General features: G+C 44.9%; 16 protein-coding genes, 2 tRNA genes and 1 pseudogene. 9 read left to right on the forward strand and 10 right to left on the reverse strand.

Translation table 11 applies throughout. The annotated features are described in order from the left end of the window. Positions 1 to 26: 26 nt before the first annotated feature. Positions 27 to 1,184 carry a sterol desaturase family protein gene (locus tag OKC24_RS01070; protein WP_131275975.1) on the reverse strand — a complete coding sequence of 386 codons (1,158 nt, stop codon included), beginning with the start codon at positions 1,182 to 1,184 and terminating at the stop codon, positions 27 to 29. 295 nt (positions 1,185 to 1,479) lie between these two features. On the opposite strand from OKC24_RS01070, the gene OKC24_RS01075 reads away from it, so the two are divergent. From OKC24_RS01075 to OKC24_RS01085, 3 genes are read left to right on the forward strand one after another with little or no spacing between them, the layout of a single operon-like run. Next, complete coding sequence (locus tag OKC24_RS01075) at positions 1,480 to 2,010, forward strand: PadR family transcriptional regulator (protein ID WP_130144128.1); 531 nt, start codon at positions 1,480 to 1,482, stop codon at positions 2,008 to 2,010. After that, complete coding sequence (locus OKC24_RS01080; RefSeq protein ID WP_131275974.1) at positions 2,007 to 2,348, forward strand: DUF3861 domain-containing protein; 342 nt, start codon at positions 2,007 to 2,009, stop codon at positions 2,346 to 2,348. The genes OKC24_RS01075 and OKC24_RS01080 overlap by 4 nt, the downstream gene beginning before the upstream one ends. Then, positions 2,341 to 2,601: a DUF2798 domain-containing protein gene (locus tag OKC24_RS01085; protein ID WP_131275973.1), complete on the forward strand. Its 261-nt coding sequence runs from the start codon at positions 2,341 to 2,343 to the stop codon at positions 2,599 to 2,601. The genes OKC24_RS01080 and OKC24_RS01085 overlap by 8 nt, the downstream gene beginning before the upstream one ends. Before the next feature lie 6 nt (positions 2,602 to 2,607). On the opposite strand, the gene OKC24_RS01090 is transcribed toward OKC24_RS01085, so the two are convergent. Continuing rightward, positions 2,608 to 2,955 carry a thioredoxin family protein gene (locus tag OKC24_RS01090; RefSeq protein WP_131276077.1) on the reverse strand — a complete coding sequence of 116 codons (348 nt, stop codon included), beginning with the start codon at positions 2,953 to 2,955 and terminating at the stop codon, positions 2,608 to 2,610. Positions 2,956 to 3,032: 77 nt separating this feature from the next. Continuing rightward, the gene (locus OKC24_RS01095) at positions 3,033 to 3,551 is read right to left on the reverse strand and encodes an N-acetyltransferase (RefSeq protein ID WP_265464551.1); all 519 of its coding nucleotides are present in this window, start codon (positions 3,549 to 3,551) and stop codon (positions 3,033 to 3,035) included. Between the two features lie 68 nt (positions 3,552 to 3,619). On the opposite strand from OKC24_RS01095, the gene OKC24_RS01100 reads away from it, so the two are divergent. From OKC24_RS01100 to OKC24_RS01110, 3 genes and pseudogenes are all read left to right on the forward strand, one after another. Next, complete coding sequence (locus OKC24_RS01100) at positions 3,620 to 4,612, forward strand: NAD(P)H-quinone oxidoreductase (RefSeq protein WP_131275972.1); 993 nt, start codon at positions 3,620 to 3,622, stop codon at positions 4,610 to 4,612. A 233-nt stretch (positions 4,613 to 4,845) separates the two neighbouring features. Further along, on the forward strand, positions 4,846 to 5,043 hold the full coding sequence (locus tag OKC24_RS01105) for a hypothetical protein (RefSeq protein WP_131275971.1): 198 nt from the start codon (positions 4,846 to 4,848) through the stop codon (positions 5,041 to 5,043). Positions 5,044 to 5,184: 141 nt separating this feature from the next. Continuing rightward, positions 5,185 to 6,087, forward strand: a pseudogene (locus OKC24_RS01110) (helix-turn-helix transcriptional regulator). Between the two features lie 140 nt (positions 6,088 to 6,227). Here OKC24_RS01110 and OKC24_RS01115 read toward each other — a convergent pair. Both OKC24_RS01115 and OKC24_RS01120 read right to left on the reverse strand, forming a co-directional pair. Then, positions 6,228 to 6,313 (reverse strand) — tRNA-Leu (locus tag OKC24_RS01115). Between the two features lie 14 nt (positions 6,314 to 6,327). Continuing rightward, positions 6,328 to 6,401 (reverse strand) — tRNA-Cys (locus tag OKC24_RS01120). Between the two features lie 152 nt (positions 6,402 to 6,553). Between OKC24_RS01120 and folD the strand changes: the two genes are divergently transcribed. Both folD and OKC24_RS01130 read left to right on the forward strand, forming a co-directional pair. Beyond that, positions 6,554 to 7,402, forward strand: a complete 849-nt coding sequence (folD, locus tag OKC24_RS01125; RefSeq protein WP_131275970.1) for a bifunctional methylenetetrahydrofolate dehydrogenase/methenyltetrahydrofolate cyclohydrolase FolD — start codon at positions 6,554 to 6,556, stop codon at positions 7,400 to 7,402. A gap of 181 nt (positions 7,403 to 7,583) precedes the next feature. Then, complete coding sequence (locus OKC24_RS01130; protein ID WP_130144121.1) at positions 7,584 to 8,252, forward strand: class I SAM-dependent methyltransferase; 669 nt, start codon at positions 7,584 to 7,586, stop codon at positions 8,250 to 8,252. Positions 8,253 to 8,353: 101 nt separating this feature from the next. Here OKC24_RS01130 and OKC24_RS01135 read toward each other — a convergent pair whose 3' ends face one another. From OKC24_RS01135 to OKC24_RS01145, 3 genes are all read right to left on the reverse strand, one after another. Further along, the gene (locus tag OKC24_RS01135; protein ID WP_130144120.1) at positions 8,354 to 8,785 is read right to left on the reverse strand and encodes a hypothetical protein; all 432 of its coding nucleotides are present in this window, start codon (positions 8,783 to 8,785) and stop codon (positions 8,354 to 8,356) included. Between the two features lie 159 nt (positions 8,786 to 8,944). Next, a complete protein-coding gene (locus OKC24_RS01140; protein WP_130144119.1) occupies positions 8,945 to 10,276 on the reverse strand; it encodes an MFS transporter in 1,332 nt (443 codons plus the stop codon). Positions 10,277 to 10,512: 236 nt separating this feature from the next. Continuing rightward, positions 10,513 to 11,832 carry an MFS transporter gene (locus OKC24_RS01145; protein ID WP_130144118.1) on the reverse strand — a complete coding sequence of 440 codons (1,320 nt, stop codon included), beginning with the start codon at positions 11,830 to 11,832 and terminating at the stop codon, positions 10,513 to 10,515. 256 nt (positions 11,833 to 12,088) lie between these two features. Between OKC24_RS01145 and glpD the strand changes: the two genes are divergently transcribed. Next, complete coding sequence (gene glpD, locus OKC24_RS01150; protein ID WP_130144117.1) at positions 12,089 to 13,621, forward strand: glycerol-3-phosphate dehydrogenase; 1,533 nt, start codon at positions 12,089 to 12,091, stop codon at positions 13,619 to 13,621. A gap of 106 nt (positions 13,622 to 13,727) precedes the next feature. On the opposite strand, the gene OKC24_RS01155 is transcribed toward glpD, so the two are convergent. Both OKC24_RS01155 and OKC24_RS01160 read right to left on the reverse strand, forming a co-directional pair. Further along, entirely contained in the window at positions 13,728 to 14,096 is a 369-nt protein-coding gene (locus OKC24_RS01155; RefSeq protein ID WP_265464558.1) for a hypothetical protein, read from the reverse strand. A gap of 105 nt (positions 14,097 to 14,201) precedes the next feature. Next, positions 14,202 to 16,034 carry a phosphoenolpyruvate carboxykinase (GTP) gene (locus OKC24_RS01160; RefSeq protein WP_130144115.1) on the reverse strand — a complete coding sequence of 611 codons (1,833 nt, stop codon included), beginning with the start codon at positions 16,032 to 16,034 and terminating at the stop codon, positions 14,202 to 14,204. Between the last annotated feature and the right edge of the window lie 63 nt (positions 16,035 to 16,097).

The following is a 16,097-nucleotide window of genomic DNA, read 5'->3' on the forward strand; positions in this document are numbered from 1 at the left end:
TCTATTAGAAGCAGGGCTCATTCCACTTAAACAGAATCTTTGCCAAAACGCTTCTTCAACTTATTCACATAACGCTTAAAAGGCCAAGTAAACTGCTTCACAAAACTATTGGGAATCTTATAGCCGACTGTGCCGTAAACACTCGCCAAATGATTAGGCATATACACCGACTTAAACATCACATCATAGAGCGGGATAAAGGCTGCATAATTTTTATCAATCGCAGGCTTTTCTGAAGAATGATGCCAGTGATGAAATTCAGGTGTCGCAATCAGCCAGCGCAAATACGGAAAGCGAAAACGCACATTCGAATGAATAAAAATCGCGTGAAAGGAAATAAACACCAAATAAGCAAACACCGCAGAGGTATGAAAGCCTAAAAGGAAAATAGGCAAAGTAGCTATAAAGCGCGTCATAATCACTTCTACAAGATGCAAACGCGAAGATGCCAGCCAGTCCATATGTTCACTAGAATGGTGAATGGCATGAAAACGCCACAGAAAATTCACCTCATGCATCGCGCGGTGCAGCCAATAAGTAGTGAAATCCACCACAATCAGCAGTTCTATAAACTGCAGCCAAATCGGCTGGGCCTGCACATAAGGCACTATCGGATTATGCGGTAAATGCGTAATCCAGTATTGAATAGGCATCACGGTTAAAAAAGAAAACAGCTGAATCCCCACATGGCTGAACATAAAATATTTCATGTCGGTCACCCAGCCCACACGCAACAGCTTTTGATCTTTATTCTTAGCGAAAAAGCCTTCTAGCGGTATAAACACTGCACCCAAAATAATTAGCGTAATTACAAAATAGTCAAAGCCTGCATAAAACGGCAAGGCAGGCAGGGCTGGAGCTTGGATTAAGCCGCAGCCTAAAACCACGGCAATTAAAGAAAAACACAGCCCATAAAAACCATATCTATTTTGCTTAAAAATGGCGCTGTAGGCGCCAAAACCCGCACCAATGAAAATACCGGCCAACAGGCAGTAATAAAACACCTCATAGTGCCTGCTGTATAAAGGCCGAAGTTCTGGAGTGGTTAAAACACTGGGAAATAAAAAGCAGAGCGCTGCAAATATGCTGAGGAGTCCTAGGGACATCGACATAAACGCGCTGACTTTTCCATGACCAGCATTGAGCTCAAGATTTTCAAATTTGCTTCTAAGATGGTCGGTCATTATTTTTATTCTTTCTATCGAGTTAATGGCTTTGTTATCAATACATTTTAAATGCATGCCTGAATTATATACAAAACTGACAGTTATAGCAGTTTTGAAGCGCTTTTTCTGATGCCCGTCCATCTGCGCCTGATCATCAAGGATGTCAGTTTGCTTCTATGCATGCTTATTGCTGAGCGGCTTTCTGCATGCAATATTTTAAAAGGAGAGGGATTTTTGTAATCGGGATTGCATCTTTAATGATATAAAGATATAGTTAAGATATATCTTAATAATAGTAAGTTGTATCTTAACTATGTCTAAAGCCATTGATTCAGAACCTCTTGCGGGTTTAGAGCAAGTTTCAGCTCCGCGCAAACGCTTATTTGAAGCAGGGCATATGAAACTGCTGGTGCTGCATCTGATTTCACAAGCGCCTAAGTTCAGCTATGACCTTATTAAAGATGTCGGCGCAGTGGTTGGCGGCGGTTACAGCCCCAGCACCGGCACGATTTACCCAACCTTAAACTATTTAGAAGAACAGCAGTACATACACGCAGAACTAAATACAGATGAGCGTAAACAGTACAGCATTACTCAAATTGGCATACAGCACCTCGAGGCAGAAAAAGCAACTGTAGAGAAAATTCTGTGCCGTTTTGATACCCGCAAGCAAATTCATAACAACGAACAATACGTCGATATCAAACGCGCGATGGAAAACCTGAAAGCCGCATTGCGCATCAAAATTCAGCACTGCGAGCTGACACCCGAACAAGTGTTTGCCATTGCAGAAAAAATAGATCAGGCGGCAGTCGAAATCAGCCGTATGGAGGTGACTCAATGAAACAGCATCAATATGAAGTGACGGTAAAACACATGGCTGATGCGCAAGGCAACCCATCTGCTTATACAGAAGTCTTGCAGTTCAATGCTTATAACCATGACGATATCTTTAAAGTCTTAGAACATCTCAGCAAAGCCAATATATTGGATGACGAGAAGACCAAAGCTTTTGCTGTTGGCCTGAAACTGTTTGGTGAAACTTTGCTAGAAAATAAAGACATTCCTTTGTTTAAAGAATTCATGCCGCATTTTTCGCAGTTTATGAAGGCATTGAAACAAACCGTTAAGACACAAAATGCTCAACAGGCAGCATTAGAACAGGGTGAAAATCATGCATAATCTCCCAAAATTTCATCCCAAGCATATGACTTGGCTGATGCCCTTGATTCTGTCAGGCATCATGAGCGGCTCCATCTCATGCTTTAACATGATTTTGAATAAGGGGTTGATCGATGGCTTTTTAGGTCTTTGGCTGCATGCGTGGGGCATGTCATGGATGATGGCCTTTCCATTGATTCTGATTGTCTTGCCATTGGTGCGCAAATTGCTGATGCAGTTTGTGCAAATGCCGCCAGAGCCCTCTGCAAAATAGTTTGAATTAGCGGACAGCATGTTCTTGGATCACATGCTCAACCATGGCCTGAAGCTCAGTCAGCGTTTTCACGCCAGCAATACGTTTTATCACTTGCCCGCGATAAAAAATTAATGTTGAAGGCAAACCGTAGACGTTATAGAGCAAAGTCAAAATGGGTGATTGATCCACATTCACTTTGCCAAATTTAATATCATTATGCTGTGCTGATATTTTCGCCGCGCATTGCTCGAATACAGGAAAATTTTGCACGCAAGGCGCGCACCAGTCTGCATAGAAACGAATGACGGCAACACCATCAAACCATTCAAATTCACTGTAATTGTCTTCGCTGTATACCGTAACTGCAGGTATTGCTGTCTCCTTATGCCGTAAAGTTGAGGCTGCATAAACCGCCATTCTGTATCCAGAAGAATGACTAAAAGCCGGGTTTAATTTTTTGGCGTAGAGTGTTTTGACCAGGCCATGCGGTATTCAAGATGTCCTGTGTGTTCATCCATGCTTTCGCCGGTTATGCAAAACCCGTGAGATTGATAGAATTGCACAGCAGATTGATTTTCCGAATAAACGTCTAAGTAAAGGGCATCGCATTGCTGCTGCAGCGCGTGCAGCAGCTGAGTGCCTAAACCGCGGCCTTGCGCATGCGGCGCAATGAACAACGCGGCGAGGTAAGAGTCATCCCGCAGCAAAGAAGCAAAACCGAGAACTGCAGCATGCTCTTCAATAATAAAATTTTCAGCCAAGGGCAGGTAGGTCTGCTGCATGGGAGTGAGCTGACTTTGCCAATAGTCTGCTGGAATAAAATCATGCGCCAGCAGGGAGGAATCCAGCCAAATTTGCAGCATAGCGGGGATATCTTGAGCCTGCGCAGGCCGTATGACTGTCATTTTTAGCGCTGTATCATCTGAATGAATAGTATGGGGATTATACATAAGTTCAGAGTGATTCATTCTGCTCCGTTTATATGTTCAAATAGGCCCTGGATAGATGAATAGTCAAGAATTGAAAAGGAAGTAAGATGTCACAGGAAACCATGCAGCAAGTCATTATTACAGAGCCGGGCGGTGTTGATAAACTCGCTTATGAAACGGTAGCCGTGCCTGCCGCAAAAGCAGATGAAGTCTTGGTCAAAGTGCATGCCTTTGGCATTAACCGTCCAGACATTTTGCAGCGCCAGGGTTTGTATCCAATGCCCAAAGGGGTAACCCCGGTACCGGGATTGGAAGTGGCGGGTGAAGTGGTTGCTGTAGGTGAAGATGTCACTTTATTTAAAGCTGGAGATAAAGTCTGCGGTTTAACCAATGGTGGCGGTTATGCAGAATATTGTGTGGTGCCTGAAAGCCAAGCCATCAGCATTCCTGAAAATGTCAGTTTTGCACAAGCAGCCGCTATTCCGGAAACCTTCTTTACAGTATGGGCGAATGTGTTCCAAATGGCGCATGCCAAAGCAGGTGAGACCGTATTGGTGCATGGCGGCGCCAGCGGCATTGGCACCACGGCGCTGATGCTGTGCAAATCACTGGGTCTTAAAACATTTGCAACAGTCGGTTCGGATGAAAAAGCCGCGGCGATTTCAGACCTAACCACAGCCATTAATTACAAGACACAAGACTTTGAACACGTGATTAATGAGGCGACTGGTGACGGCGGTGTCGATGTGGTGCTGGATATGGTCGGCGCGCCGTATTTAGAAAAGAATCTGAATTTGCTGCGCCGGGATGGCCGCTTGGTGTATATCGCGTTCTTAGGCGGCGCGAAAGCCAAAGAGGTGAAGCTCGGTCAAATTATGATGAAGCGCCTCACGATCACGGGTTCAACCATGCGCGCGCGCAGTACTGCAGAAAAAGCCGAAATTGCGCAAGGCTTGCAAGCGCATGTCGTACCGTTATGGGCAAAAGGTGAATGTCTGCCAATGATTTATAAAACCTTCAAATTTGACCAAATTCAAGATGCGCATGCAAGCATGGATACAGGGGAGCATGTGGGGAAAGTTGTGGTAACAATCTTGTAATATTTTTATCATATAAAAAGCAGAGCCGGCATCATGTCGGCTTTTATTTTGTTTAAATTTGTCCAAACAATAAAAATAATGTACTGAAAAAATAAAAATAATTTAACAAAGATTAAAAAATGACAACTGATCGACACAACCTGTCAAAACTGAGGTGTACATTTAGAACTAAATTTAAACCTGACAAATTTACGTGGTTTTAAATGAAAAATAAAACAGAAAAGAGGGTTGTCATGAAAATTTTATCGACATCATATACACCTGCGCATGGTTTCCGTGCGCTTAAACGCTTGCATAAGGCGTTTATTTATAATTACATTTTGCGTGATGATTTACATAAAATGTATAAGGCTTTAATTCATTTTGAGCGCTATATTGAACGTTTAGCGCATCAGCAAACTGCCGTAAAGAAGAAATCTAAAAAACAGTGATTGCTTTTTGATAAAACATGACATCACTTAAAAGCAAAACAGTTATTTTTACTCTATATTTTCAATTGCTTATATTGAATGTAATGCTTGGGTATTCGGCTATAAATAAAGGCGCAACATTGATTGCGCAGCGAGGGTAATATGAAGCGTAAAGCTTCAACACATGAACGCCTTGCGGAGCGTTTAGCGAATATTTTGACTAAATTAAATACTGGGTATCAATTGGGAGTTGCAGAACTGGCACATGAATTTCAGGTCAGTACGCGAACAGTAGAGCGGGATTTTGATCGCCTCAACACCTATTTGCCGTTGCTTTAAGATGAAAGCAGTAAAAAGTACTTTTTGGATCCCGTGTATCTGGGGCGTTTTAAGCTGCAAGATATTCAAAACTTTGCGCAGCTCTCTGGAATCAGTGCGCTTTATCCATCTTTGGATATGTCCTTTTTGCGTGGCTTGCTGGATGAGCGCGCCAGCCAAGTTTTTTCTGCCAAGGGCTATTATTTTGAAAATGCAGGGCAATTTGCTGCCCATTTTCAGGTGCTTGCAGAGGCCATCCATCAACGTAAACATATCAGTTTTATTTACAATTCCAGCTTAAGGCTTGTACAGCCATACCGCTTAATTCACTATCAGGGGAACTGGTACTGGGCTGCCTCATGTGATGGGGAGCTTCGCGCTTATCGCTTAAGTAAAATTGATCAGGTTACACAGCATGAGGCCATGCAGTTTGCACATGACCCTGAAATTTTAATGCAGCTTGAGGAAGATGAAGGCATCTGGTTTGGAAAACATAAACAAGAAGTGCTGGTGTCAGTCCGGCCTGAGGTGGCTTTGTATTTTAAGCAGCGGCATTTATTTCCAGAACAGAGTATTGAGCAAGAAGATACCGCCGGCACTTTACTGATTTGTTGCCAAATCCGGCATGAAATGCAGCTTCTACCTCTGGTTCGGTTTTGGATTCCTTATATTAAAATCATTCAGCCAGCGCATTTTCAACAAAAATTGGAACAGGATTTACAGCAGTATTTGTTTCCAGTGGCTTGATTTAAATCTATTATATTTTTATAAAGAGGGCCATGCGCGCTCTTTTTATTTTAAGCTGAATTGTGGAACATGGAATTTTAGGCATAAAAAAACCAGCTTAAGCTGGAAATTTTATTGCACCATTTTAAGAAGTATTAAAATGGTGCCCGAGGCCAGACTCGAACTGGCACGCTTTGTGGGCGGGGGATTTTAAATCCCCTGTGTCTACCGATTTCACCACTCGGGCATTTTTAACAAGATTGGAGGCGGAGGTCGGAATCGAACCGGCGTACACGGAGTTGCAGTCCGCTGCATGACCACTCTGCCACCCCGCCACGTCTTGTTGATGCGTATATTATCAAGCTCTGAAAAAAAAACAATAGTGGATTCATTCGTATGCGCATAAAAACAGCATATAGCGGAAAATATTTAAAATAATCATGTATTATGTGCAAAATTGATTCATATCAACACTTGGAGATGTGCCGTGGCATTAGTTTTAGATGGTCGTGCATTGGCAAAACAAATTGAAGCTGATTTGTTGACTCGCGTAGAAGCGTTAAAAGCAAAATCAGGACGTACCCCAATTCTTGCGACTATTTTGGTCGGTGATGACGGTGCATCTGCAACTTATGTTCGTATGAAAGGCAACGCTTGCCGCCGTGTTGGTATGGATTCATTAAAAGTTGAATTAGGTAAAGACACCACCACTGAACAATTGCTGGCTGAAATTGAAAAATTGAATGCCAATCCGGATGTACACGGTATTTTGCTGCAGCATCCGGTACCTGCTCAAATTGATGAACGCGCTTGTTTTGACGCGATTTCCTTAGCAAAAGATGTTGATGGCGTTACTTGCCTTGGCTTTGGCCGTATGGCGATGGGTGAAGCTGCCTATGGTTCTGCTACACCTGCAGGCATCATGACCATTTTGAAAGAAAACAACATCGAGATTTCAGGTAAACACGCTGTAGTTGTTGGCCGTTCTGCAATTTTGGGCAAGCCAATGGCAGCAATGCTGCTTGAAGCCAATGCAACCGTGACCATTTGCCATTCACGTACTCAAGATTTAGCAAGCTTTGTAAAACAAGCAGACATTATTGTGGGCGCTGTAGGTAAAGCGGAATTGATTCAAAAAAATTGGATCAAGCAAGGTGCTGTCGTTATTGATGCCGGTTTCCATCCGCGTGATGGCGGCGGTGTGGGCGATATTCAGTTGGTGGGTATTGAAGAAGTTGCTTCTGCGTATACGCCAGTTCCAGGCGGCGTGGGCCCGATGACCATTACCACGCTGATTCGTCAAACTGTTGAAGCTGCTGAAAAAGCTTTGGGTTAATTTCATTGGGATGTTCCTTCTCTTGCACCATATATGGCTCAGGGAGAAGGCTAGGATGAGGGTGATTTTTTATAAATAATCCTCTCCCTAACCCTCTCCTTTAAAAAGGAGAGGGAACTTCCAATCTTAATTTAGGCTTTTATCACACTAAAATTCTGCATATTCGAAAAATAAAATTCTGATGAGCTGTACTTTCCAATTTCCTAAAGCCCCTGAACATTTAATCAAAGCTTTGCATGATGTGATTCCACACTGTGAATTGCATGCACAGCAGCTGCCTGAAACGCCTATTTCACTGTGGTTAATCCCGCCCGTATTTCCAACGGATAAACTGGATGATGAAGTCATTCGCCGTATTTGGAATGATACGCCGTATTGGATCTTTTGCTGGGCATCTGGTTTGGCAATGGCGCAGTGGCTGCTGGCAGAGCCGCATCATGTCAAAGATAAAGTCGTGCTGGATTTTGGCGCTGGTTCAGGCGTGGTGGCTATTGCTGCGAAAATGGCAGGGGCAAAACGGGTGATCTGCTGTGACATCGATCAAGTCAGTTTGGATGCCTGCCGCGCCAATGCGGAACTGAATGATGTAGAGCTGGAATATCTGGATGATCTGTATAAAGCTGAGCAGGTGGACATCTTGCTGGCTGCTGATGTGCTTTATGACCAATGCAACCGTTTTTTCTTAGATGAGTTTTTAAAATTTTCCCCAGAAGTGTGGGTTGCAGACAGCCGAGTAAAGAATTTCAGCCATCCCAAATATGAAAAATTGGATGAGCGCAGCGCAACAACCTGGCCAGATTTAGATGAGTCTCCAGAATTCCGTAATGTGAGTTTTTATAAAACATTATAGAACGTGAATAAAATAAGACGCTTCGAGCGTCTTATTTTTGCATAAAAATTTGCCTATTTAGAACATTGCTTTATGTTAAGCATGTTGATGCGGAAGACTGATTAAGAGCAGGTGTAGCGAACCACACGCAACGTCGCAGGGCGGGCATCCAACGCTTGCTGAGCGCCTAAATTATCGGAGTTTCGCAGGTCAGGCGTGTTGGATAAACCAAAACTGGCGCGGCTATTGCCAATTTGACGGCCAAATTGTTCTGTCTGGGCTGCGGCAGGGTTCGCAATTTCATTAATGCTCAAGATGCTCAGTTTAAAGGTTTTATTGATTCCCAGTACTTTTTGGCAGGCGCGCTGTAATTTATTTGCATCCAGCTGCTGATTTTGACGGCCAGCCAAAGTGTAGGCCAAAGTGGCGGAATCTGCTGTTTGGCTTTCAATTTGATAGCCCGACTGCCCGTTATACGCGCGTGGAGCGCTCTGGCATGCAGTTAAAGTGATTGCCGTCAAACCTAAAGCTAAAGTCTTATATATGATTTTCATGTGCATCTGCCTATGTTGTTATCTTTTTAGTATGCCATAAGCCCGCTGTTTTCTCGATGTGGAATTTGCTGGATTTTTCAACCGCTGGGCAGTTGCTGACAGCATAAAAAAAGACCCTCGCATCATCATAATTCGAGGGTCTTTTTTTAATGGATCAACTTAATTATCCGTAATCATGCTGTGCTTTTTGGTGTCTTTCATAAAGATATAAGTGATTAATGATAGGCCAATCATGAAGGTAATGTAGTAGAAGAAGTAATTTTCATGACCTGCATTTTTAAAGCTCAATGCAACAAGTTCCGCGGTGCCGCCAAAAACGGTATTGGCGATTGCATAAGGCAGGGCAACACCCAAAGCGCGAATATGTGGAGGGAACAGTTCAGCTTTCACTACGGCGTTAATCGCTGTATAGCCAGTCACAATCACCATTGCGCTCATGCACAGGAAGAATGCAGTCATTGCATCGGTTGTGCCGCCCAATGCATTAAAGATTGGCACAGTGAACAGCACGCCCAGTACACCAAAGGCAATCATAATCGGTTTTCGGCCAACTTTATCGGATAGTGCGCCAACAGCAGGCTGGATTAACATGAAGATGAAAATGGCTGCCGTTGTAATTTCTGTTGCAGTGGTTTTTTCAAAGCCAGATGTATTCACTAAGTATTTTTGCAGATAGGTTGTGAATGTGTTGAAGGCTAAAGTACCGCCGGCAGTCAGCATGATCACTGTAAATGCCTGTTTGGGATATTTGGTGAATAAAGCCAAAGCGCTAGATTTTGGGCCGCCATTTTTGGCCTGTTCCTGCGCTTCTTTTGATGACTGCGTTTCGACTAAGCCGCGGCGGATCCAGAATACGACAATCGCCAGCAATGCGCCAATGAAGAAGGGAATACGCCAGCCCCAGTCGCCAAGCGCCTGCTCAGATAAGGTGCGCTGCAGAATAATCAGGACGCAAAGCGCGAGCAATTGGCCTGAAATTAAAGTGACATATTGGAAGCTGGAGAAGAAGCCGCGATGATTTTTTCCTGCCATTTCCGTGAGGTAGGTTGCGCTGGAGCCATATTCTCCGCCGACGCTTAAGCCTTGAATCAGGCGGGCGAACAGCAGAATTGCGGGGGCAAGCATGCCCACTGAATCGTAGGTGGGTGCGCAGGCAATCATCAGAGATCCGATGCACATTAATGATACTGAAACGGTTAAGCCTGCTTTACGGCCTTTCCGGTCTGCGTAAATTCCCATAATCCATGCGCCAATTGGACGCATCAGGAAGCCGAGCGCAAATACAGCGGCGGCTTGCAGCAGTTTTACAGTGCTGTCGCCTTCTGGGAAAAATTTCGGTGCAAAGTATAAGGTAAATGCCGCATAGACATACCAGTCATACCATTCGACTAGGTTGCCGGCCGAGCCGCCAAGGATAGATTTGACACGAGTTTTTCGGTCAAACTGCTCTGGTGCAGTTTGAGTGGGCGTGTTTGACACAACATTCTCCATAGAATGAAGGCAAAACATATCCATTTAAGTTCTGTATAAAACTTAAATACATATATTTTGTGAAAATGGGAGATGGAATTATATTTTGCAATTTATACGCTTTTTCACGTATAAAATCATGAGACTTTAGTCTAATAATAGGGTTGTAACTGAACAGTTGTTCTGCTTTTATTATGTGAACTGTTAAGTAAAACTGAAAAACCTCTCAGTTGAGAGGTTTTTGGATTGGGCTGAAATTAATGCTCTTTAATTTGCGAATGATGCTTGGTGTCTTTCATGAAGATATATACCAGCAGTGAAATGAAAATCATAATGGTGACGTAAATAAAGAACCATGATTCATGTCCGGCTTCTTTAAAGCTGAGCGCGAAGAATTCTGCAGTCCCGCCAAATAGGGTGTTCGCCAGTGCGTAGGGCAATGCAACGCCAAGTGCGCGGATATGCGCAGGAAACATTTCCGCTTTTACTACGGCATTAATTGATGTATAGCCAGTAACTATGATTAAGCCGGCTAAGCATAGCCAGAAGGCGGTCCAGTAGTCTTGCGTATTCGCAAGGGCATCAAATAAGACATAGGTAAAGAGGACGCCTAAGACGCCAAAAGCGATCATGATCGGCTTGCGGCCAATTTTGTCGGACAGTGCGCCGGCGGCAGGCTGCAGGCACATAAAGATAAATAAAGCCAATGTGGTAATTTGCGTGGCGGCGGGTTTGCTGAACCCGGATGTATTCACCAGATATTTTTGCAGATAGGTGGTGTAGGTGTAGAAGGCCAATGTACCGCCGGCGGTTAAAAACAGAACGGTAAAAGCTTCTTTCGGGTAGTGTCTGAACAGGGTAAAGAGGCCGGATTCGGGCAGATTTTTTTCATTTTGAGCATTTTTAAAGGATTGCGTTTCCATAAGTCCGCGCCGGATGCGGAAGACTACAATGGCTAGGCAGGCGCCAATAAAGAAGGGGATGCGCCAGCCCCAGTCGTGCAGCTGTTCCTCGGTCAGCAGCCATTGTAAAATCAGCAAGACACACAGTGCGGTAAGCTGGCCTGCAATTAAGGTGACATACTGGAAGCTGGAAAAAAATCCGCGCCGGTTCCGGTCAGCCATTTCACTTAAATAGGTGGCGCTGGCGCCGTATTCACCGCCGACGCTGAGGCCTTGAATGAGCCGTGCGATCACAAGAATAATCGGGGCAAAGACCCCGATTTGGTCATGCGTAGGCGATACCGCAATCAAAAGTGATCCTATGCACATGAGGGTGACAGACAGTGTTAAGCCTGATTTTCGTCCCTTTTTGTCTGAGTAAATCCCCATAATCCATGCGCCAATCGGCCGCATGAGGAAGCCGACGGCAAAAATGGCTGCGGCTTGTAGCAATTGTGCAGTTTGACTGCCTTTTGGGAAAAAAGCGTGGGCAAAATACAGGGTGAATGCTGCGTAGATATACCAGTCATACCATTCCACCAAGTTGCCTGCAGAACCGCCAAGAATGGATTTAACCCGTGTTTTGGTGTCTAAATTAGGCTGTATTGCTATTTCTTCAGTCATGATGAAATCCATTTTTTATTCTGTTTATTTATCTTATGCTTCAAAATTGAATGAAATGTAAACAAAATAAACAATTTGTATATAAAGTGTACTTTGTGTTTTGGCTGCCGAAGTTATGATTTGAAATAATTTTCACTTAAATAAACAGGCTGGCAGGCAAAGATTTCGTACCGTTTGCGGTGAGTTTTTGTTATGTTGAGAGCTTGATCACAAGAATGGCCGCGTTAGCGCCAAAGAATAAAAAATACTGCTGCTGAAGGAGGCGCATATGAATGATAATCACATCCTCTATGATATTGCAGTAATTGGCGGAGGCATCAATGGCGCGGGAATTGCGGCGGATGCCGCTGGACGGGGGCTGTCAGTGTTTTTATGCGAAAAAGATGATTGGGCTTCACACACATCTTCAGCCAGTTCCAAACTGATTCACGGCGGTTTGCGCTATTTAGAGCACAAAGAATTTCGGCTGGTGCGTGAAGCGCTGGCGGAACGGGAGGTGCTGCTGAAGAAAGCGCCGCATATTATTCATCCCATGCGTTTTATCATGCCTCATCAGCCGCATTTACGGCCAGCTTGGCTTATTCGAACAGGATTATTTTTCTATGACCACTTGGGAAAGCGGGAAACTTTGGCTGGGTCGAATTTGGTTGACTTTCAGGCTGTCAACAGCCCTTTGAAAGCTGAAATAACCCGCGGTTTTGAGTATTCTGATTGTGCTGTGGATGATGCGAGGCTGGTGGTGCTGAATGTGATGCAGGCGCGGGAACTGGGCGCAAAAGCCGTCACCCGCACGCGGTGCCTTGGGGCGAAAAGAGTACAGTTGAATACATTGCAGAATATTTGGCAAATTGAATTGGAAAAAGAACAAGGCGCTTATCAAATACAGGCCAAAGTGCTGGTAAATGCTGCTGGGCCGTGGGTGGCTGAGTTTATTCAGCAGGATTTGCATCTGAATGCGCCTTATGGCATCCGCCTGATACAGGGCAGCCATTTAATTGTACCAAAGCTGTATGACGGTCAAAAAGCGTATATTCTGCAAAATGACGATCAACGCATTGTGTTTGCGATTCCGTATTTAAATAAGTACACATTGATCGGCACCACAGACAAAGAATATCTGGGCGATCCAAACCGTGTTGAAATTACCGATGAAGAAATAGCGTATTTGCTGGACGCATCCAACGATCACTTTAAAACGCAGCTGAGCCGTAAAGATATCATCAGCACTTTTTCTGGCGTTCGCCCATTGTGCGATGATGAATCGGATAATCCCTCGGCAGTGACGCGCGACTATACACTTGCTTTGAGCCAAGAAAATGACGGAGCGCCGCTGCTGTCTGTGTTCGGCGGTAAATTGACAACCTACCGGAAGCTTGCGGAATCAGCCATGGGTCATGTGCAGGCATTTTTTCCTGAAATGAAAAAAATGTGGACAGCATCGTCGGTTTTGCCCGGTGCGGAAAATTTCAGTTCAGCTGAAGATTTGGCTGCCCAAATTCAAGATAAAGTCAGCGGCGTATCGGCTGAGCTTGCTGCGCGCTGGGTAAATGCATATGGGACGCGGATCTGGAAATTTATTCAGCAGGCGGCATCTGTGCATGAACTGGGGCAGGATTTTGGTCATGGGCTGTATGCACAGGAAGTGGATTATTTGGTTGAATGTGAGTGGGCTGTCAGTGCGGAAGATATTTTAAAACGCCGAACCAAACTGTATTTGGAATTCTCTGCGGATGAGTCTCTGCAGCTTGATCAATATTTGCAGGCATTGCACCAGCGCCGTGCGCAGGAAGATGCCGCTTAATTCCAGCAATTGCAGATACCCATGCTTTGATTTTGATAAGCTGGAATCAATTTCCTTTCAAAAAAGCCGCAATTAAATGTGCGGCTTTTATTTGGCATGGCGGAGATTAAATCTCTATGCCGCCCAGCGCCTTGCAGTCGACAGGCGTTTTCCATTTTACTGCCGTTCCCCAAACTACTGGGCGGACAAAGCGCCAAGGCCAGAAACCAAAACGTTGGCTGGCATTGTAGTTGATGACCACATTGCCGCCGACTTGATGCGCGCGATCTGCAAAACGCGGATAGAGTTCAACTACACTGCCGTAAGTGCCTTTAGCAACTTTGATGCGCTTTTTGATTTCAAATTGAGTTGAATCGGGTGTGCCTTTGATTGCGCAAACGTGAAGTGCTGGCTGAGTTGCTGCGGCTTCTGTTTGAGCCATGGCAAGGCTTGATAAGCCCAGTAGACCAATTGTTAGTGTAAGTTTTTTTAGCATGAATTACCCCTTGATAAATTTTTGTTGAGTTATAAAGTTTTAAAATTATAAGCAGATTAAAAAAAGACCGCTTGCGCGGTCTTTTTTAACTTAATCTAAAAAGAATTAAGCAGATTTTTTAACAGCTTCTAAAAGCTCATCTTGACGGGCTTTAAGCGCTTTTGGCAAACGGTCGCCAAGTTTGTTGAACAGCTCAGTGTGGCTTTCAAGCTCTTTGATCCACTGGTCTTTGTCTTGTGCAGTGACAAGATCAAATTGTTCTTTCGTGAAGTCTGAACCAGTCCAGTTCAATTGTTCATACGTTGGAACGCGGCCAATTGGAGTATCAATTGCAGTCGCACGGCCTTCACAGCGGTCAATGATCCACTCAAGAACACGCATGTTTTGACCGAACCCAGGCCATACGAAGTTGCCTTCAGCATCACGGCGGAACCAGTTCACGTTGTAGATGCCTGGAAGTTTGTTGCCTGCAGCTTCTGCTTTAGCAGCAACTTCTTCACCAAGCTCTAGCCAGTGGCTGAAGTAATCCGCCATGTTGTAGCCTGCAAATGGAAGCATTGCGAATGGGTCACGGCGAACGACACCTTGTTGGCCAACAGCTGCGGCAGTGGTTTCAGAACCCATGGTTGCAGCTTTATAAACACCGTCTACCCAGTCAAATGCTTCTGAAATTAGAGGCACTGTGTCTGCACGGCGGCCGCCGAAGATGAATGCAGAAATTGGCACGCCTGCTGGATTTTCCCAGTCAGCGTCAATTGAAGGGCATTGGCCGGCAGCAACAGTGAAACGGGCGTTTGGATGCGCCGCTTTTTCACCAGCAACATGCGGCTGGCCTTTCCAGTTGGTCAGGTTGGCAGGCGCTTCTTTAGTCAGGCCTTCCCACCAAACTTCACCGTTGTCTGTTACAGCAACGTTGGTATAGATGACATCTTTAGTCAATGTTGCCATGCAGTTCGGGTTAGTCTTTGTATTTGTACCCGGCGCTACACCGAAGAAACCAGCTTCAGGGTTGATTGCGTATAGACGGCCGTCTTCACCTGGTTTGATCCAAGCAATGTCGTCACCAACAGTTTCGATTTTCCAGCCTTCGTAGCCAGCTGGCGGAATCAACATAGCGAAGTTGGTTTTACCGCATGCAGATGGGAAAGCCGCTGCGATGTAGTGTTTTTCGCCTTGCGGGTTTGTCACGCCAAGGATCAGCATGTGTTCCGCTAACCAGCCTTGCTGACGGCCCATAGACGATGCAATACGTAAAGCTAGGCATTTTTTACCTAACAATGCGTTGCCGCCGTAACCAGAACCGTAAGACCAGATTTCGCGGGTTTCTGGGTAATGAACGATGTATTTTTCAGGGTTGCAAGGCCATGCAACGTCTTTTTGACCTTCTTCAAGCGGCGCGCCTACAGTGTGTACGCAAGGAACGTATTCACCGTCAGTACCAAGAACGTCGTAAACAGCTTTGCCCATGCGCGCCATTTTGCGCATGCTGACAGCAACGTAAGGAGAGTCAGTGAGTTCGATGCCGATGTGCGCAATATGAGAGCCTAAAGGACCCATAGAAAAAGGAACAACGTACAAAGTGCGGCCTTTCATTGCGCCGTCAAATAAGCCGTTCAGGCGGGTGCGCATTTCAGCTGGAGCTTCCCAGTTGTTTGTTGCGCCTGCATCTTCCTGCTTTTCTGAACAAATATATGTACGGCCTTCCACACGAGCAACGTCAGAAGGATCAGAATTAGCAAGATAAGAACCAGGATGTTTTTCTTGGTTAAGCGCTTGCATAGTGCCGTTAGCGATCATCAAGTCGATATAACGTTGATTTTCTTCTTCGCTGCCGTCACACCATTCAATTTTCGCTGGTTTCGTTAATTTTGCAATTTCTTCCACCCAAGCAATAAGCTTAGGGTGACGAACGAATTCTGGTGCGTTCACTTGGGTCATGGTGAGGCCTATCTCAAATATGTACAAACTGTACAAAGTCTAATCTGGGCAACGGGGTACATT

Origin of the sequence: Acinetobacter entericus (assembly GCF_026168575.1) — a bacterium.
In the GTDB taxonomy this organism is placed as follows: Bacteria; Pseudomonadota; Gammaproteobacteria; order Pseudomonadales; family Moraxellaceae; genus Acinetobacter; species Acinetobacter bouvetii.